The sequence below is a fragment of the Pseudomonas sp. MT3 genome, from assembly GCF_054720805.1.
Genome location: NZ_JBTVPY010000002.1, coordinates 90,070 through 106,615, shown reverse-complemented (window position 1 = coordinate 106,615; position 16,546 = coordinate 90,070). Strand labels below are relative to the sequence as shown.

Annotated in this window: 15 protein-coding genes; 5 read left to right on the top strand and 10 right to left on the bottom strand. The window is 65.6% G+C overall.

Annotation, left to right across the window (positions count from 1 at the left end; translation table 11 throughout):
* Position 1: 1 nt before the first annotated feature.
* On the bottom strand, positions 2–625 hold the full coding sequence (locus ACYCAX_RS02310; protein WP_460247348.1) for a glutathione S-transferase: 624 nt from the start codon (positions 623–625) through the stop codon (positions 2–4).
* A 16-nt stretch (positions 626–641) separates the two neighbouring features.
* On the bottom strand, positions 642–1,622 hold the full coding sequence (locus tag ACYCAX_RS02305; protein ID WP_294972956.1) for a Vgb family protein: 981 nt from the start codon (positions 1,620–1,622) through the stop codon (positions 642–644).
* Positions 1,623–1,703: 81 nt separating this feature from the next.
* Between ACYCAX_RS02305 and ACYCAX_RS02300 the strand changes: the two genes are divergently transcribed.
* The gene (locus tag ACYCAX_RS02300; RefSeq protein WP_294972954.1) at positions 1,704–2,561 is read left to right on the top strand and encodes a protein phosphatase 2C domain-containing protein; all 858 of its coding nucleotides are present in this window, start codon (positions 1,704–1,706) and stop codon (positions 2,559–2,561) included.
* A 130-nt stretch (positions 2,562–2,691) separates the two neighbouring features.
* Here ACYCAX_RS02300 and ACYCAX_RS02295 read toward each other — a convergent pair whose 3' ends face one another.
* From ACYCAX_RS02295 to ACYCAX_RS02285, 3 genes are all read right to left on the bottom strand, one after another.
* On the bottom strand, positions 2,692–5,100 hold the full coding sequence (locus ACYCAX_RS02295) for a TonB-dependent siderophore receptor (RefSeq protein WP_460247347.1): 2,409 nt from the start codon (positions 5,098–5,100) through the stop codon (positions 2,692–2,694).
* Between the two features lie 230 nt (positions 5,101–5,330).
* Positions 5,331–6,293, bottom strand: coding sequence for a FecR domain-containing protein (locus ACYCAX_RS02290; RefSeq protein WP_460247346.1), 963 nt, complete (start codon positions 6,291–6,293; stop codon positions 5,331–5,333).
* Positions 6,290–6,823: an RNA polymerase sigma factor gene (locus ACYCAX_RS02285; protein WP_460247345.1), complete on the bottom strand. Its 534-nt coding sequence runs from the start codon at positions 6,821–6,823 to the stop codon at positions 6,290–6,292. Before ACYCAX_RS02285 ends, ACYCAX_RS02290 begins: the two co-directional genes overlap by 4 nt.
* A gap of 214 nt (positions 6,824–7,037) precedes the next feature.
* Here ACYCAX_RS02285 and ACYCAX_RS02280 point away from each other — a divergent pair, with 214 nt between their 5' ends.
* The gene (locus ACYCAX_RS02280) at positions 7,038–7,325 is read left to right on the top strand and encodes an alpha/beta hydrolase (RefSeq protein ID WP_460247344.1); all 288 of its coding nucleotides are present in this window, start codon (positions 7,038–7,040) and stop codon (positions 7,323–7,325) included.
* Positions 7,326–7,371: 46 nt separating this feature from the next.
* On the opposite strand, the gene ACYCAX_RS02275 is transcribed toward ACYCAX_RS02280, so the two are convergent.
* Positions 7,372–8,901 (bottom strand): NCS1 family nucleobase:cation symporter-1, encoded by a 1,530-nt coding sequence (locus ACYCAX_RS02275; RefSeq protein ID WP_460247343.1) that lies wholly within the window; start codon positions 8,899–8,901, stop codon positions 7,372–7,374.
* Positions 8,902–9,246: 345 nt separating this feature from the next.
* Between ACYCAX_RS02275 and ACYCAX_RS02270 the strand changes: the two genes are divergently transcribed.
* A complete protein-coding gene (locus tag ACYCAX_RS02270) occupies positions 9,247–9,696 on the top strand; it encodes a hypothetical protein (protein WP_015475213.1) in 450 nt (149 codons plus the stop codon).
* 44 nt (positions 9,697–9,740) lie between these two features.
* Here ACYCAX_RS02270 and ACYCAX_RS02265 read toward each other — a convergent pair whose 3' ends face one another.
* Positions 9,741–11,918: a malate synthase G gene (locus ACYCAX_RS02265; RefSeq protein ID WP_460247342.1), complete on the bottom strand. Its 2,178-nt coding sequence runs from the start codon at positions 11,916–11,918 to the stop codon at positions 9,741–9,743.
* 294 nt (positions 11,919–12,212) lie between these two features.
* Here ACYCAX_RS02265 and ACYCAX_RS02260 point away from each other — a divergent pair, with 294 nt between their 5' ends.
* Both ACYCAX_RS02260 and ACYCAX_RS02255 read left to right on the top strand, forming a co-directional pair.
* Entirely contained in the window at positions 12,213–12,665 is a 453-nt protein-coding gene (locus ACYCAX_RS02260; protein ID WP_015475215.1) for a GNAT family N-acetyltransferase, read from the top strand.
* A 12-nt stretch (positions 12,666–12,677) separates the two neighbouring features.
* Positions 12,678–13,196, top strand: a complete 519-nt coding sequence (locus ACYCAX_RS02255) for a glycine cleavage system transcriptional repressor (protein ID WP_015475216.1) — start codon at positions 12,678–12,680, stop codon at positions 13,194–13,196.
* A gap of 658 nt (positions 13,197–13,854) precedes the next feature.
* Here the strand turns inward: ACYCAX_RS02255 and rarD are convergent.
* From rarD to ACYCAX_RS02240, 3 genes are all read right to left on the bottom strand, one after another.
* The gene (gene rarD / locus ACYCAX_RS02250) at positions 13,855–14,742 is read right to left on the bottom strand and encodes an EamA family transporter RarD (protein WP_460247341.1); all 888 of its coding nucleotides are present in this window, start codon (positions 14,740–14,742) and stop codon (positions 13,855–13,857) included.
* A 267-nt stretch (positions 14,743–15,009) separates the two neighbouring features.
* Positions 15,010–15,984 (bottom strand): serine/threonine protein kinase, encoded by a 975-nt coding sequence (locus ACYCAX_RS02245; RefSeq protein WP_460247340.1) that lies wholly within the window; start codon positions 15,982–15,984, stop codon positions 15,010–15,012.
* A 56-nt stretch (positions 15,985–16,040) separates the two neighbouring features.
* Entirely contained in the window at positions 16,041–16,451 is a 411-nt protein-coding gene (locus tag ACYCAX_RS02240; protein WP_460247339.1) for a substrate-binding domain-containing protein, read from the bottom strand.
* Positions 16,452–16,546: the final 95 nt, after the last annotated feature.

Below are 16,546 nucleotides of genomic sequence, written 5' to 3'. Positions count from 1 at the left end.
TTCAGGCAGGAACCGTGGCCTGCATCGATGGCCGCTGGCTGACCTCGGCGAACCACTGGGCCAGCCGCGGGTACTCGGTGCGCCAGTCCCAGTGCGGCTGGCGGAAGTCCAGGTAGCCCAGGGCGCAGGCCACGCCGATGGCGGCGACGTCGAAGCGCTCGGCCAGTTCGGCGTGGGCCGGGCCGTCGAAGTAGGCGAGGGTGCGGACGATCTTCAACTGCTGGTTGTCCAGCCATTGGTCCCAGTGCTTTTCCGGTGGACGCATGGCGGTTTCGTAGCGGATCAGCACGGAGGCATCCATCACCGCGTCGGCCAGCGAGGCCAGGGTCAGGCGCCGCCAGCGGGCCGGGCCCTGGCGCGGGATCAGCGGTTCGCCGGCATGCTGCTGGTCGAGGTAGTCGAAGATCACCCGACTGTCGTGCAGGGTCTGGCCGTCGGCCAGGCGCAGGGCGGGAATCTTGCCGGCGGGGTTGTCCTGCAGCACGCCGGTGTCCGGTGCGATGGGCGTGTGGACGGCGGCGTAGAGCTCGACCCGGTCGAGCTGGCCGGTCTCATGCAGCAGGACCATGACCTTGCGCACGAAGGGCGAGGCGGCGGCGTGGAACAGGATGGGGCGGACGCTCATGGGTTCTCCTCGGCGTTCATTCGTGGATGACCACCAGGCGGTCGGTGCCGGATTCGGCGCCCCAGACCTCGCCCGGCCGGCCCAGCAACTGGCGCACGTTGGCGTGCTCGCGGTCGCTCGGATAGGTGGTGAATCGTTCGCTTTGCGGGTCGAAGCGCAGGATGGCGTTGCTGGCGAAGTCGCTCAGCCAGACCTGGTCCATGCCATCGACGTAAAGGGCGTAGGGCTGCGGATGATCGCCCGGCAGCTTCCAGGTTTTCCACTGGTTGTTGTCGGGATCCAGGCGTGCCAGCTGGCCGGCGCTCCACTGGCTGATCCACAGCCGCCCGACCGAGTCGGACCATAGCCGGCGCGGGCCGCTGGCGGCGCTGGGCGGGTCGATACGGGTGACCTTGTCGCCGACCGGGTCGATATGGCCGACGTAGCCGCCGGCCAGCGAGGCATACCAGAGTTCGCCGTCGGGCGTCACGGCGATACCGTACGGACCCTTGCCCTTGGGCGCCGCCCAGACCTTGAGTGCGCGGGTCGTGGGGTCGAGGCGGCCGTAGAAACCATTCTGCCCGGTGAACCACAGAATGCCATCGTCATCGAATACAGCAGTGTTGAGGTTGGCGTTGGCGGCTTCCTTGGGCAGCGGAATGACTTCCACGCCCAGGCGCTCGCTGTCGACGTGGACGATGGCATTGAGCCCGCCATCGGTGATCCAGGCATCGCCATCGGGGCCGGCGACCACGCCGTGGGGCGCGGAGCCCTTGCCCAGGCTGATCTGCTCGGTTTCGCCGGTTTGCGGATCGAGACGGCCGAGTGAGCCGAGGCGTTGCGCGGTGTACCAGACCTTGCCGTCCGCGGTGGGCGCTACGTCATGGGGGCCGGAGCCCTTGGGCAGGTCGAAGTACTTCACCTCGGCGGCATGGGCGCCGCTGGTCAGCAGCAGGCCGGTCAGCAGCAGGCCGGTCAGCAGCAGGCCGCTCAGGGGGAGGGGCAGGACGCGAAGCATGGGGCTCTCCTTGGCAGAGTCCAAAGGGTGATGAGACTGTACGCCGGTCAGTGTGGCCGACGAAACGAAGGAGAACGGGGTGTGACGACGATTTCCGTACGCGGGGCAGCCTGCCGCCAGGGTTCACCGGTGAACGACGATGCGATCGGCTACACCGCGCAGGCGGCCTGGGTGCTGGACGGTGCGACCAGTCTCGGACAGGGGCTGGTGGGTGGCGAGAGCGACGCGCGCTGGCTGGCGCAGAGCGCCAATGCGCACCTGCAGCGGCTGCTGGAAGAGCAGCCGTATCGACCGACCAGCGAGCTGCTGGCGCACTTGCAGGCGGGTATCGCCGCGGATTTCCAGCGCGATTCCGGCGTGGCGGTGAGCCTGGATCTCAACCTGCCCACCGCTTGCCTGAGCCTGCTGCGGGTGCTGGGCGACGGCTCGCTGGAATTGCTCAACCTCTGCGATACCTGCATCCACCTGGCCTGGGACGATGGCCGCGTCGAGAGCTTCGGCGACACGCCGCTGGAAGAGATCGATCGCCAGTCGGTGCAGCGCCTGCTGGCACTGCGCGAGGCGAACCCGGAGTGGAGTCATGCGCAACTCTGGCAGGCCAGTCGCGAATGGGTGCGGCGCAACCGTGCGCTGGCCAACACGCCGGAAGGCTACTGGTGTCTGGACCCGAGCGAACGCTGGATTCCCCATGTGCAACGCCGAGTGCTCGACCCTGCGGGCCTGAAGGCGTTCATGCTGGTGACCGATGGCTTCGGCCGGTTGCTGGATTTTCGCCGCTACGACCTGGACGCGCTGTTCTGGGCATTACCCGAGCGTGGCGTGGAAGCGCTGATCGAGGAATTGCGCGCACTGGAAAGCGCCGATGACCAGGCGCTGGATTATCCGCGCTTGAAGATCCATGACGATGCGAGCGTGGTCTGGGGAGAAGTGGTGCGTTGAGCAGGGCCCGCGTTGCGCGGGCCACCGGGAGCGTAGGGCGAATAACCTGGAACAGGTTATCCGCCGTTGTGCCGGCGGATAACGCTGGCGCGTTATGCGCCCTACGGGTGCCTGTGGCGCTGCGTGGGCGTCAGAACTTGTAGTTGACGCTTGCCACCACGTTGCGACGGTCGCCGTAGTAGCAGTAGAAGCCGTCGCAGGTGGAGATGTATTCCTTGTCGAATACGTTGTTGGCATTCAGCGCGACGTTCAGGCCGTTGAGGCTGTTGTCGAGGCGGCCGAGGTCGTAGTGCACCGCGGCGTCGTAGAGGGTGTAGGAACCGGTGTCGCCGTCCGACTTGTCGCGCACGTAGCCCATGCTGCCGATGGCGATGTTGTGGGTCTCGCCGACGTAGCGGGTGCCGAAGCCCAGGCCGAAACCGTCGAGCAGACCGTCATGCCAGGTGTAGTCGGCCCACAGCGAGGCCTGGTTTTCCGGGGTGAGCGGCAGCGGACGGTTCTTGTCCAGCGGGTTGGCGACCTTGGTCATCTTGCTGTTGGCGTAGGTGTAGGCGGCGGTCACCTTGAGGTTCTCGGTGACGTTGCCCACTGCTTCCAGTTCGAAGCCACGGACCTGCGCTTCACCCACCGGGCGGCTGATGAAGTCGCTGCCGGTGAGGACGATGTTCTTGCGGGTCAGGTCGTAGACGGCGGCGCTGAGCATCAGGTCGGTGCCGAGCGGCTGGTACTTCACGCCCAGTTCCACCTGTTTGCCGGTGCTCGGCTCGAAGGCCGCGCCGTTGGTGCCGCCGGCTTCGGTCTGGAACGACTCGGCGTAGGAGACGTAGGGCGCCACGCCGTTGTCGAACACATAGCTGAGCGCCGCGTTGCCGCTGAACTGGCTGTCGCGGCGGGTATCGGTAGCGCCATCGGCGTTATAGAACTTCGAACCGGTGTGGGCCCAGTCCTGGCGGCCGCCGAGGGTCAGGCGCCAGTTGTCGAGGGCGATCTGGTCCTGGGCGTACAGGCCGGTATCGCGCATCTTCTGGTTGTAGTCGTTGTACGCGGTGTAGACGACGTTGCTGAAGTCCTGGCCGTAGATCGGCTTGTTGATATTGCTGGTCGGCGCGGTGCCATACAGCCATTTGTAGTTGGTGTTGGCGCGCTGGTGATCCAGGCCCAGCAGCAGGGTGTGCTTGAGCGGGCCGGTGGAGAAGTCGGCCTGCAGGTTGTTGTCGATGGCGAACTGGCTGATGTCTTCATCCACCACGTTGGCGCCACGGGACAGGGTGCCGTCGTCGGCCACCGAGGTCGCGCTGCCGCCGGCGGTGATGCCCTGGAAGGACAGGTCGCTCTTGGTGTAGCGCAGGTTCTGGCGGAACTGCCAGACGTCGTTGATGCGGTGCTCGAAGGCGTAACCCAGGGCGTAGTAGGTCTTGTCGTAGAACTCCCAGTCCGGGTCGCCCAGGTTCTCGTGGTACTTCACCTCGCCTGCCGGGGTGGACAGCTTGGTGCCCTGCAGCGGCAGGAACTGGCTGGTGATGCCGGTGTCGTCGCGGTTGAACTGGGAGAGGAAGGTCAGCTTGGTGTCTTCGTCGAAGTTCCAGGTCAGGCTCGGCGCGATGTTGTAGCGCTTGTTGTCGACATGATCGACCTGAGTGTTGCTGTCGCGCACCACGCCGCTGACGCGGTAGAGCAGGTTGCCAGCATCGTCGACCTTGCCGGTGCTGTCGAAGGAAATCTGCTTGTGCTCGTAGCTGCCGACCTGCAGCTGCACTTCGTGACTGCTTTCGGCCTGCGGACGGCGGCTGGTCATGTCCAGCAGGCCGCCGGGCGGGGTCTGGCCGTACAGCGAGGACGCCGGGCCGCGTAGCAGGGCGACGCGCTCCAGGTCCCAGGTTTCCAGCTTGGGCATCACGTAGGAGCCCTTGGGCAGCGGCAGGCCGTCGAGGAACTGGGTCGGCTCGAAGCCGCGCACCTTCAGCCACTCGGCGCGAGTGTCGTTGCCGTAGCTGCTGGCGATCACGCCGGGCATGTAGCGTACCGCGTCGTCCAGGCTCTGTACGTTGCGGTCCTGCATCTGCTCGCGGGTGGCCACCGAGATGGAGCGCGGGGCTTCCAGCAGCGGGGTGTCGGTCTTGGTGCCGGCGCGGGTGCGGGTGGCGAGGTAGCCGACGGTCGGGCCGTCCGGGTCTTCCTGGGCGGCGCTGATGGTGGTGGCGGACATCGACAGGGTGTCGCTGGGCACCGGGCGCAGGCTGTAGCTGCCTGATGCGCTTTCCACCAGTTCCAGCCCGCTGCCCTGCAGCGCCTGGCGCAGCGCGCCGGCGGCATCGTAGCGACCCTGTACGGCGTGTGCGCTGCGGCCCTGGGCCAGCGCCGGGTCGAGGCTCAGCGACAGGCCGGCTTCGGCGGCGATGCGGTTGAGGGTGCTGGCCAGCGGGCCGGCGGGCACCTGGTAGTCACGCACGGCTTCGGCGGCGACGGCCGAAGAGGTGGCCAGCAGGATGGCGGTGGCCAGCAGGCAGGGACGGAGCGACAGTTCGAACGGGCGGCGCATTGAAAACGACTCCTGAATGAAAACGGTTCTCGATGCCTCCTTGCCGGGCGAGAATTGAAAAGTGATAGGGCTGGGTGAAAATATTTTTGCGATGCCCTCTGTGGTCGGTGCGGATGGCTCTTCGTAGGATCGAGGGGGACGCCTAGTTCTTGCTCGCGAACCCCATTGATGCCTGTGCTTTCGGGAGATTCTGTTCGCGAGCAAGCTCGCTCCTACAGGACAGATATCCCTCAGCCGCGCGGCACCACGCGCGACCACCAGGGGCCGTGCTTCTCGATCCGCACCGGCAGCGCCGGCTCCAGCGAGCTGAGCGCCAGGTCGATGTTCTTCAGCGGGAAGCTGCCGGTGATGCGCAGGTCCGCCACCGCCGGGTCGACGCCGAGGTAGCCCGGACTTTCCCGCGACAGGCGCTCGACCAGGTCGGCCAGGCGCACGTTGTCCACCACCAGCATGCCGTGGGTCCAGGCGTCGGCGGTGACGCTGTTGCCCTGCACCGGCCCGAGGCCGTCGGGCCGTACGCGCACGTGCTGGCCCTGGGCGATGACCTTTTCTTCCGCCAACTGTCCGGGGCGCGCGGCGACCGCCGAGTGCAGGACGCTGAGCAGGGTGCCGTCGTCGCCGTCGCGCTCCACCAGGAAGCGCGTGCCCAGGGCGCGCAGACGGCCGTCGCGGGTCTCGACGATGAACGGCCGGCTGTCGCCGTGGGCGGTTTCGATCAGGATCTCGCCGGAAAGCAGCACGATGCGGCGCTGTCCGGCGTCGAAGCGCACGTCCACGGCGGTGCGGCTGTTGAGCCGCAGCAGGGTGTTGTCGGGCAGGCGCAACTCGCGCTGTTCGCCGGTGCCGGTGAGCAGGTCGGAGAAGGCGTACTGCACGGGTAGGTAGCGGTTGCCCACGCCGAGGGCCAGTGCGCCGACCAGCAGCAGCGACAGGCCGCTGCCCGCCAACCGGCGGACCTTCTGCCGCGCTTCCCGCGGCGAACGCAGCAGGGCATTGCGCGCAGCCAGGGGCGTGGCGCCGGCGAGGCTACGGTCGAGCATGCCCAACTGGCTCCAGGCGCGGGCGTGCTCGCTGTGCTCGGCATGCCAGCGGCTGAAGGCCGCCTCGTCGTCGGGGCGTGTCTCGCCGGAGCCCAGTCGCAGTTGCCAACTGATCGCCTCGTCGAGGACACGCAGGGAGACGGGGCCATTCACGTCGGCGTTCCGTAGAGGGCGATGTAGCACTGGCGCAGGCCCTGGGCAATGTACTGGCGTACGCGGGGCACGGAGACGCCGAGCTGTTCGGCGATCTCGGCGTGACCGAGACCGTCCAGGCGGTTGAGCAGGAAGGCGCTGCGCGCGCGGGCGGACAGGCTGCCCAGCAGGCGATCGATTTCGCGCAGGTCGGCGAGGATCAGGCAGTGCTCTTCCGCCGAGGGCTGCACGGCCTCGGGCAGGTGCTGCAGTTCCTCCAGATAGGCCTGTTCCAGCGCCATCCGGCGCCAGTGGTCCACCAGCAGGCCCTTGGCGACGGTCACCAGGAAGGCGCGGGGCTCGCGCAGGGACGGCAGCTCGCGGCGGCCGAGCACGCGGACGAAGGTGTCCTGGCTCAGGTCTTCCGCGCGCTGCACGCAGCCCAGGCTGCGGTTGAGCCAGGCGGTCAGCCAGTCGCGATGATCGCGGTACAGTGCACCCACGCGTTCGCCATTGCCAATCTGGATGGCCGACACCCTTTGCTCCCCCATGCCCGAAGTCGGGAAATATCTTAATAACGAGAACTATTCGCAAATAATCGCAGACTGCCGCCCACCCTGCAATCCGCGCCCGTCGGCTTTATCGGCCGATCGCTGGTAAATCGACGGCGTTCTCCAATCGATCCCCTGCCTTCCAGCGGATACCGCCGCGACCTTCCTCGCCAACTGGTTCCCGGCGTCCTGGCTGGCGTCGGAGCGCCCGGACGTGGCGCCGTTCCGCGCCACGCTGCTGGCGACCAACCGGCATGGGTTGGCCGGTTCGTTCGCCGCCGTGCAGGGAGCGGATCTGCGGCAGGCGCTGAGGGCGGTTCGTCTGCCGACGCTGGGGATCGCCGGGCAGTTCGATACCGTTACCGCTGCCTTTCATGGCGAGCTGATCGCCGATGCGATCCCCGGCGCGCGCCTGCTTACGCTGCCGGCGGTGCACCTGTCGAACATCGAGTTTCCCCGCGAGTTCGAAGGCGCGGTGCTGGACTTCCTGCTGGTGCCCTGAACGACGAAAGGCCGCCCGTGGGCGGCCTTGTTGTTCATCGACAGACTCAGTGGTGCGCGGCATCCACCGCGATGGATTCGCCGGAAACGTCCACATGGGAGCGCTTGCGGTCGGCCAGGGCGAAGTGGATCAGTGCGCCGAGGCCGGCGCCGAAGAACCAGGAGAACTGCGACAGTGTTTCGAAGGCCGGTAGCAGCGCCAGCACGATGGCGATCAGCGCCGACGGGACGAACGCCGCCACGGCGCGCAGGTTGACGCCGCCGCTGTAGTGGTAGGCGGTGTCGCGGCTTTCGCTGTACAGCTCCGGCAGATTCACCCGGCCACGGCGCACCAGGTAGTAGTCGGTGACGATGATGCCGTACAGCGGGCCGAGCAGCGCGCCCAGGCCGCCGAGGAAATACACGATCACCGCCGGGCTGTTGTACAGGTGCCAAGGCAGGATCAGCACCGCGATGGTGGCGCTGAGCAGGCCGGCGCGGCGGAAGTTCAGCAGGTTCGGCGCGAGGTTGGTGAGCACGTAGGCCGGGGCGACGAAGTTGGCCATGATGTTCACCGCCACGGTGACGATCAGGAAGGCCAGGCAGGCCAGCACCAGGCCGAAGGTGTCGGGGATGGCGGCGACGATCTCGGTGGGATTCTGTACCAGCCGGCCGTCGATGCTGAATTGCGCGCCGGCGAGCACCACGGCGATCAGCGCGAAGCCGAGCATGTTCACCGGCAGGCCCCAGAAGTTACCGACGCTGATGGTGCGGCGGTCCGGGCAGTTACGGGTGAAGTCGCAGAAATTGAGGATCATGGTGCCGTACAGCGAGACCCACAGCGCGGCGGCGCCGAAGACCTTCAGCCACATCGCCGAACCGCTCGGCGCGTTGCCGCTGGACCAGGAGATCGACAGGCCGGCGCGCCAATACATCCAGCCCGCCAGGGAGGCGAAGGCGACCAGGATCACCGGGCCGGCGAAGGATTCGTAGCGGCGCACCATCTCCATGCCGTAGGCGAAGATCACCAACTGCACGCACCAGATGCCGAGGAAGGTGATCCAGCCCAGGGTCGACAGGCCAAGGATCGAGTCCTGGTCGTAGGCCGCAAGACCCGGGGCGATGGCGGTGAGCAGCACGCGCAGGACCACCGAAGCGAGGTAGGTCTGGATGCCGAACCAGGCGATGGCGATTACCGCGCGGATCAGCGCCGGCACCTGCGCACCGTGGATGCCGAAGCTGATGCGGCACATCACCGGGTAGGGCAGGCCGGTCTTCTGGCCCATGTAGCCGGACAGGTTCATCAGCGCGTAGATCACCAGCGCGCCGAAGGCGAAGGCGGCGAGGATCTGCGCGCCGCTCATGCCGAGGGCGAAGAGTCCGATGGCAAATGAATAGTTGGCGATGTTGTGTACATCGTTGGTCCACAATGCGAACAGGCTGTAACGCCCCCAACTGCGGCCCTGGGCCTTGGTCGGGGCGAGGTCGGCGCTGTACAGACGCGGGCTCAGGGTTGGCGCGGCATCATTGCTGGACGCCGCGCTGTCGATAGGTTGGATGGAGGAAACGCCGGACAGGTGAGCGGGACTGGAATTCATGGGCTACTCGGATTTTGTATGCACGGCTTTTTTTGGTTTGTGTGCAAAGCCAGAACCATGCCAGTGCAACCGTCCACAACCTTTCAGCCCTCGCTGAAGGCAGGTGCGAATCCTGGTCGAGCCCTTTATTGGAGCGGCCTGGATGCATGTCTAAGTGGTCAGGAAAATATTTCTCCATAGCAATCATTGACTTGTGAGTCAGGTTGGCAGTGATTCTTCGCGGTGCGTGATGGGGATTTTGTACACAAAGATTGTGCACAGTAGTTACGCTGGTCAGCGTGGCGCCGTTCCCTGTGTAACTATTGAGGGCTATTCGAGCAGGGAGTGGATAGGGAGTGGGTAGCCGTGAGCGATGAACTGAGCTTCGTCTGGACCTGGTACGGCCAGGATGAGCATGCCTGGGCGCTGGCCAGCTGCGAGGCGTTCAGATGCCTGGAGTTCCTGACGCTGGATGCGCAGGAGCAGGAACGTGCCATCTGCGGCTGTCCGGGCTGTGAGACCTGGTCGGGAAAGATCCTGCCGCTGCACGACTGGCTGGAGAAATGCCCGGGAAGCCAAGTTCCGGAGTTTCGCGATGCGCTTCAGGAGGTCTGGGAGCGCTGCAACGAGCTGACGGATGACGCCCTGGGCTGCTACGACCACAACATCTACGCGGATGAAACCTGGATTCCGGTGCGCGCGGCGGCGCGGATCGCCCTGGAGAAGGGCGGCTGGGAAACCCTGCGCGAGCATGTCGAGAGTGTCGTGACCGGCTGCGACCGTCGCCTGTCGCCGTGGCGTTATCGCGAGGAATGAAAAACCGCCCCGGAGGGCGGTTTCTTCAACGCTTGGCGATGTGCTTACAGACCGTTCTTGGCCTTGAACTCGCGGCGGCGGCGGTGCAGGACCGGCTCGGTGTAGCCGTTGGGCTGCTTGGCACCCTCGATGACCAGTTCCAGCGCGGCCTGGAAGGCCACGTTGTCATCGAAGCTCGGCGCCATCGGGCGGTACAGCGGGTCGTTGGCGTTCTGGCGGTCCACCACCGAGGCCATGCGCTTGAGGCTTTCCAGCACCTGCTCCCGGGTCACCACGCCGTGGCGCAGCCAGTTGGCCAGCAGTTGGCTGGAGATACGCAGGGTGGCGCGGTCTTCCATCAGGCCGACGTCGTTGATGTCCGGCACCTTGGAGCAGCCGACGCCCTGGTCGATCCAGCGAACCACGTAGCCGAGGATGCCCTGGGCGTTGTTGTCCAGCTCGTTCTTGATCTCTTCCGCGCTCCAGTTGGTGTTGGGGGCGAGCGGAATGGTCAGGATGTCGTCCACCGAGGCCGGCGCGCGCTTGGCCAGTTCGGCCTGGCGGGCGAACACGTCGACCTTGTGGTAGTGCAGCGCGTGCAGGGTGGCGGCGGTCGGCGACGGAACCCAGGCGGTGTTGGCGCCGGCCAGCGGGTGAGCGATCTTCTGCTCGAGCATGGCGGCCATCAGGTCGGGCATGGCCCACATGCCCTTGCCGATCTGGGCCTTGCCCTGCAGGCCGGTGGCCAGGCCGACGTCCACGTTGCTGTTCTCGTAGGCGCCGATCCACTTCTCGTTCTTCATGGCGCCCTTGCGCACCACGGCGCCGGCTTCCATCGAGGTGTGGATCTCGTCACCGGTGCGGTCGAGGAATCCGGTGTTGATGAACACCACGCGCTCGGCGGCCGCCTTGATGCAGGACTTCAGGTTGACGGTGGTGCGGCGCTCTTCGTCCATGATGCCGACCTTCATGGTGTTGCGCGGCATGCCCAGCACGTCTTCGACGCGGCTGAAGATCTCGGCGGCGAAGGCCACTTCTTCCGGGCCGTGCATCTTCGGCTTCACCACGTACATCGAGCCGGTACGGCTGTTCTTGCGGCTGGTGTTGCCGTTGAGGTTGTGCAGTGCGATCAGGCCGGTGAACAGGCCGTCCTGGATGCCTTCGGGCACTTCGTTGCCCTGGGCGTCGAGGATTGCCGGGTTGGTCATCAGGTGGCCGACGTTACGCACGAACAGCAGGGAACGACCGTGCAGGGTGACCTCGGAACCGTCGACCTTGGAGTAGACGCGGTCCGGGTTCATGGTGCGGGTGAAGGTGCTGCCACCCTTGGTTACGGACTCGGCCAGGTCGCCTTTCATCAGACCCAGCCAGTTGCGGTAGACCACGACCTTGTCGTCGGCATCGACGGCGGCGATAGAGTCTTCGCAGTCCATGATGGTGGTCAGCGCGGACTCCATCAGGACATCTTTCACGCCAGCGGCGTCGGTCTGACCGATCGGGCTGGTGGGGTCGATCTGGATTTCGAAGTGCAGGCCGTTGTGCTTGAGCAGCACGGCTGCAGGCTTGGCGGCGTCGCCCTGGAAGCCGATGAACTGGGCGGCGTTCTTCAGACCGGTGTCGCCACCGCTCTTCAGGGTCACGGCCAGCGCACCGTTCTTCACGGTGTAGGCGGTGGCATCGACGTGGGAGCCGGACTCCAGCGGCGCGGCTTCGTCGAGGAAGGCGCGGGCGAAGGCAATCACCTTGTCGCCACGGACCTTGTTGTAGCCCTTGCCCTTCTCGGCGCCGTTCTCTTCACTGATCGCGTCGGTGCCGTACAGTGCGTCGTACAGCGAGCCCCAGCGGGCGTTCGAGGCGTTCAGGGCGAAACGCGCGTTCATCACCGGCACCACCAACTGCGGGCCGGCCATGCGGGCGATTTCTTCGTCGACATTCTGGGTGCTGGCCTGGAAGTCAGCCGCTTCCGGCAACAGGTAGCCGATTTCCTGCAGGAAGGCCTTGTAGGCGACCGCGTCGTGCGGCTGACCGGCGCGGGCCTGGTGCCAGCCATCGATCTTCGCCTGGAGGTCGTCGCGCTTGGCGAGCAGGGCTTTGTTCTTGGGTGCCAGATCGTTGATCACGGCTTCCACACCTGCCCAGAACTTTCCGGCGTCGACGCCGGTGCCGGGAATGGCTTCGTTGTTCACGAAGTCGAACAGGACTTTGGCGACCTGCAGGCCACCGACTTGAACGCGTTCAGTCATTGCTTGCCTCACTCTGCTCAGGACCAGCTCGGGACACAGGCAAAACGCCTTGTAGTCCGAGCCGCGAAATACTACATGATGCCGTGGGAAAAATCAGTGGGCTTGCGTCGCGGTTAGACCAAAGTACGCATCTCAGTCACGTAGCACTTATTATGTTCGCAAAAAATTCATTGATTGTTCCAGATAAATCTTAAAACTGTACACGTATAGTCCGGCTGGGTATCTGTGGCACCCCGTCGCAGCCAGCTCCGCAAGCCCCGCCTATACTGCTTTCTCCGCCCTGGAGAATCCCGCATGTCCGTGACACTTGCCACCGCCCCCGCCGATCTCGACGACCTGGTGCCGCTGTTCTCCGGTTATCTCGACTTCTACGAAGTGCCCGCGCCCCACACGGCGATCCGCGGCTTTCTCCAGGCGCGCATCGAGCGTGGCGAGTCCACCGTGTTCATTGCCCGCAGCATCGACGGCCTGGCCGTGGGCTTCGTCCAACTCTACCCGTTCTTCGCCTCGTTGACGCTGCAGCCGGCCTGGCTGGTCAGCGACCTCTACGTGATGCCGGCCGCGCGCCGCGACGGTCATGGCGAAGCGCTGATGAACGCCGCCCGCGTCCACGCCGAAGCCAGCGGCGCCTGCGGCCTGATGCTGGAAACGGCAAAGACCAACCGCGCTGGCCAGTCACTCTACGAGCGACTGGGTTACCAGCGTGACGAGAAGTTCTACACCTATTGGCTGGATCTTTCCGCCTGACGGAGGTTGCTCATGGATCACCTCGTTCTCACGGTCATCGCCCCGGACCAACCCGGCCTGGTGGAGCGCATCGCCCAGTGCATCGCCGCCCACGGCGGCAACTGGCTGGAAAGCCGCATGTCGCGCATGGCCGGGCAATTCGCCGGCATCCTGCGGGTGGCGGTTCCCGCCGAGGGCTACGACGAGCTGGTCGAGGGCCTGCAAGGGCTGTCGGCCCACGGCATTCGCGTGCTGCTGGCGGAGAGTGGCATCGAACCGTCGTGCAACTGGAAACCGATCCATCTGGACCTGGTCGGCAACGATCGCCCGGGTATCGTCCGCGATATCACCCGTCTGCTCACCGAACATGGTGTCAACCTGGAGCGCCTGACCACCGAAGTCCTGCCGGCGCCGATGAGCAGCGAGCCGCTGTTCCACGCCGAAGCGCTGCTGGCGGTGCCGCTGACCCTGCCGCTGGAAACCCTGCAGGAGCGGCTGGAGGCGCTGGCGGATGACCTGATGGTGGAAATGAATTTCCACAACGGGGATTGATTCGCTGTCCTTCCATCTCCTGCCTGTGGGTAAGTCTGTGGGCTCTCTGTGATTGGATTCGCAGAGAGCCCATTTTCATTGACTTGTAGCCAGCCCGGCTTATCCACGATCCGCAGCGGCGCTGTGCACAGATCGCGTGGATCGCTCCGTGGGCTTTCTGTTGATAACTCTCTGCAAGTCAATGGATACGAGGCCTTGATGGAATCGTTCGTTTTCTGAGCGGTTCATTCGCTCCGGTCGTCTTGCGTGTTCTATCTGGAACGCCCTCCAGCCACTGTGCACAAAACCTCTGGATGAATCTGTGGAAAGACCGTTGGTGGATGGTTGTAAGCCTTTGCCTGCGGGGGATACGGAGAGTTGTCCACGGACTGATCGGCTTGCCCTGGAAGATTCACAGCATACGGGGATGAGCCTGTGGAAAAGCACCGGGAATCCGGCTGGGTCCAGCCAGTTACGTGGCTTCGAGAGGATTGATCGAAAAATGATCGAATGGCGCGCCGGCGAATCGGCCGATCGGCACCGAGGCAACGGGACTGGGGATAAGGGGCCGGGGGAGACGCTTATTCCCGTCTACGCGGGATTAGGCTGTGGATAATCTGCTGATGGCTTGCTGGAGGCCTCGGATGACGAGGCTTCCAGTGTTGTGATCAAGAACTGATCAGTTGTCGCGGGACAGGCGATACCAGATGTCCGCGCTGTACACCACCAGTGCCAGCCAGATGCAGCCGAAGGACACCAGTCGGGTACCGTCCAGGTGCTCGCCGAACAGGAAGATGGCCTGCAGCAGCACCAGGGTCGGCGCCAGGTACTGCAGGAAGCCCAGGGTAGCGTAGGGCAGGTGGCGCGCGGCGGCGTTGAAGCACACCAGCGGTACCAGGGTGATCGGGCCGGCGGCGGCGAGCCAGAGCGCGTCGCGGGTGGTCCAGAACGCGGCATGGGTGCTCGGGCCGTCGGCGAACAGCAGCAACCAGCCCAGGGCCAGCGGCAGCAGTATCCAGGTTTCCACCACCAGGCCCGGCAACGCGGCGACCGGCGCCTGTTTGCGGATCAGTCCGTAGAAGCCGAAGGTCAGCGCTAGCACCAGCGACACCCAGGGCAGGCTGCCCAGTTGCCAGAGCTGCTGGGCCACGCCGAGCGCGGCGAGGCCCACGGCGACCCACTGCAGCGGGTGCAGGCGTTCGCGCAGGATCACCAGCCCCAGTAGCACGTTGATCAGCGGGTTGATGTAGTAGCCCAGGCTGGCCTCGATCATGTGGCCGTTGTTCACTGCCCAGACGTAGACCAGCCAGTTGCTGGCGATCAGCAGGCCGCTGGCGGTGAGGACGGCGAGGCGCTTGGGATTCTCGCGCAGCTCGCGCCACCAGCCGGGGTGCTTCCAGACCAGCAGGAGCAGGGCGCCGAACGCCGCGGACCAGATGGCGCGGTGGGTGATGATTTCCAGTGCGGGAATGCGTTCGAGCAGTTTGAAGTAGATCGGGAAGAGCCCCCAGATGACATAGGCAGTCAGTCCTAGGGCATAGCCCTGGCGGGGATTGGCGGTAGCCATGAAACATCCTTGGATAGGCAGCTAATGAATGGCCGGCTAATTCTAGGGTGCGCGCGGGGGGCTTGTCTGTGCCGGGAAGGTGGCCGATGCCTGGGGAGCAGTGAATGTGCGTAACGTTGTCTTTACGGGGCGAGCTCTTCGTAGGAGCGAGCAAGCTCGCTCCTGCAGGGGCTGGGGAGCCGCGAACGGTCGTACGCCCGCTGCGGCGCAGGAGCGGACTGCGTCCGCGATCCGGCCAGCAGGCCGGTAATGAACACCGGCGTAGGCTCAGAACAACCGCAACGGCTCCTCATCCAGCGCCGCCAGTTGTTCGCGCAGCACCAGCACCTGGTCGCCCCAGTAGCGCTCGCTACCGAACCAGGGGAAGCTCGGCGGGAATGCAGGGTCGTCCCAGCGGCGCGCCAGCCAGGCACTGTAGTGCATCAGGCGCAGGGCGCGCAGGCCTTCGATCAGCGGTAGTTCGCGTGGGTCGAAGTCATGGAACTCCTGGTAGCCGTCTACCAGCTCCGATAGCTGCCCAAGGCGGTCCTGGCGTTCGCCGGCGAGCATCATCCACAGGTCCTGCACGGCGGGGCCCATGCGGCAGTCGTCGAGGTCGACGACATGGAAGGTCTCGTCGCGGCACAGCAGGTTGCCGGGGTGGCAATCGCCGTGCATGCGGATGGGCGTGTAGCTCACCCGCGCATACAGCTCATCGACCTTCTTCAGCAGGTCGCGGGCCACGGATTCGTAGGCCGGCAGCAGGCTTTTGGGGATGAAGTTGCCTTCCAGCAGGGTCGCCAGGGACTGGTGGCCGAAGTTGTCCGGCGTCAGCGCCTCGCGGTGCTCGAAGGGGCGGTTGGCGCCCACGGCGTGCAGGCGGCCGAGCAATTGGCCGAGGCGATAGAGCTGGTCGAGGTTGCCGGGCTCCGGCGCGCGACCGCCACGGCGGGGGAACAGGGTGAAGCGAAAGCCCGCGTGCTCGAACAGGGTCTTGCCCTCATGGACCAGCGGCGCCACCAGCGGCACTTCGCACTCGGCCAGCTCGGCGGCGTAGGCGTGTTCCTCGAGGATCGCCTCGTTGCTCCAGCGTCCCGGACGGTAGAACTTGGCGATCAGCGGTTCGCTGCCTTCGATGCCCACCTGGTAGACGCGGTTCTCGTAGCTATTGAGCGCCAGCACGCGGGCGTCACTGAGGAAACCGATACTTTCCACCGCATCCAGAACCAGGTCGGGCGTGAGGTCGGAGAAGGGATGGGACATGGCGACGATCCGGGCAGTGTGCAGGCCGCCTAGTGTAACCCCGTGGGCGATTTGCCTCAGTGTTCGTTGCAGTCGTGCTGTTTCAGGTAGTCGAGGAAGTGGGTTGCCAGTTCGTGCCGGTCGCCCCGCACCAGCGTCAGCTCCTGCATGGGCTGCGCCTTGCAGCCGACGGGATGGGGCTTCTCGCCGTGGCCCTGATGGTGCAGGCGGGTCAGCGGCGCGGGTTGAGCGCTGAGCAGCAGGTCATAGGGCGTGCCCTGACGCAGCTGTTCGCCGAGTTCTTCGTCGGCGCCGCCGATCAGCAGCACCTTGTTGTGGGTGTCGAGCTGGTAGCGGTCCACCAGCGGCGCAAGCATCGGCATCAGCGCTTCGCTGGCACCGACGCGCAATACGTCGGGACCGGCATGACCGGCCAGGGGCAGGGACAGCAGCAGGGACAGGGCGAACAGGCTTGGCAGGCGGCGCATGGCGGGGCTCCGGGATGTCTGAAGCACAGGACCCGCCCCGAAGGAGCGGGAGTCGCTGGCGATCATTGGAGCGCGGCATGGCGGTGCGCGGCTTG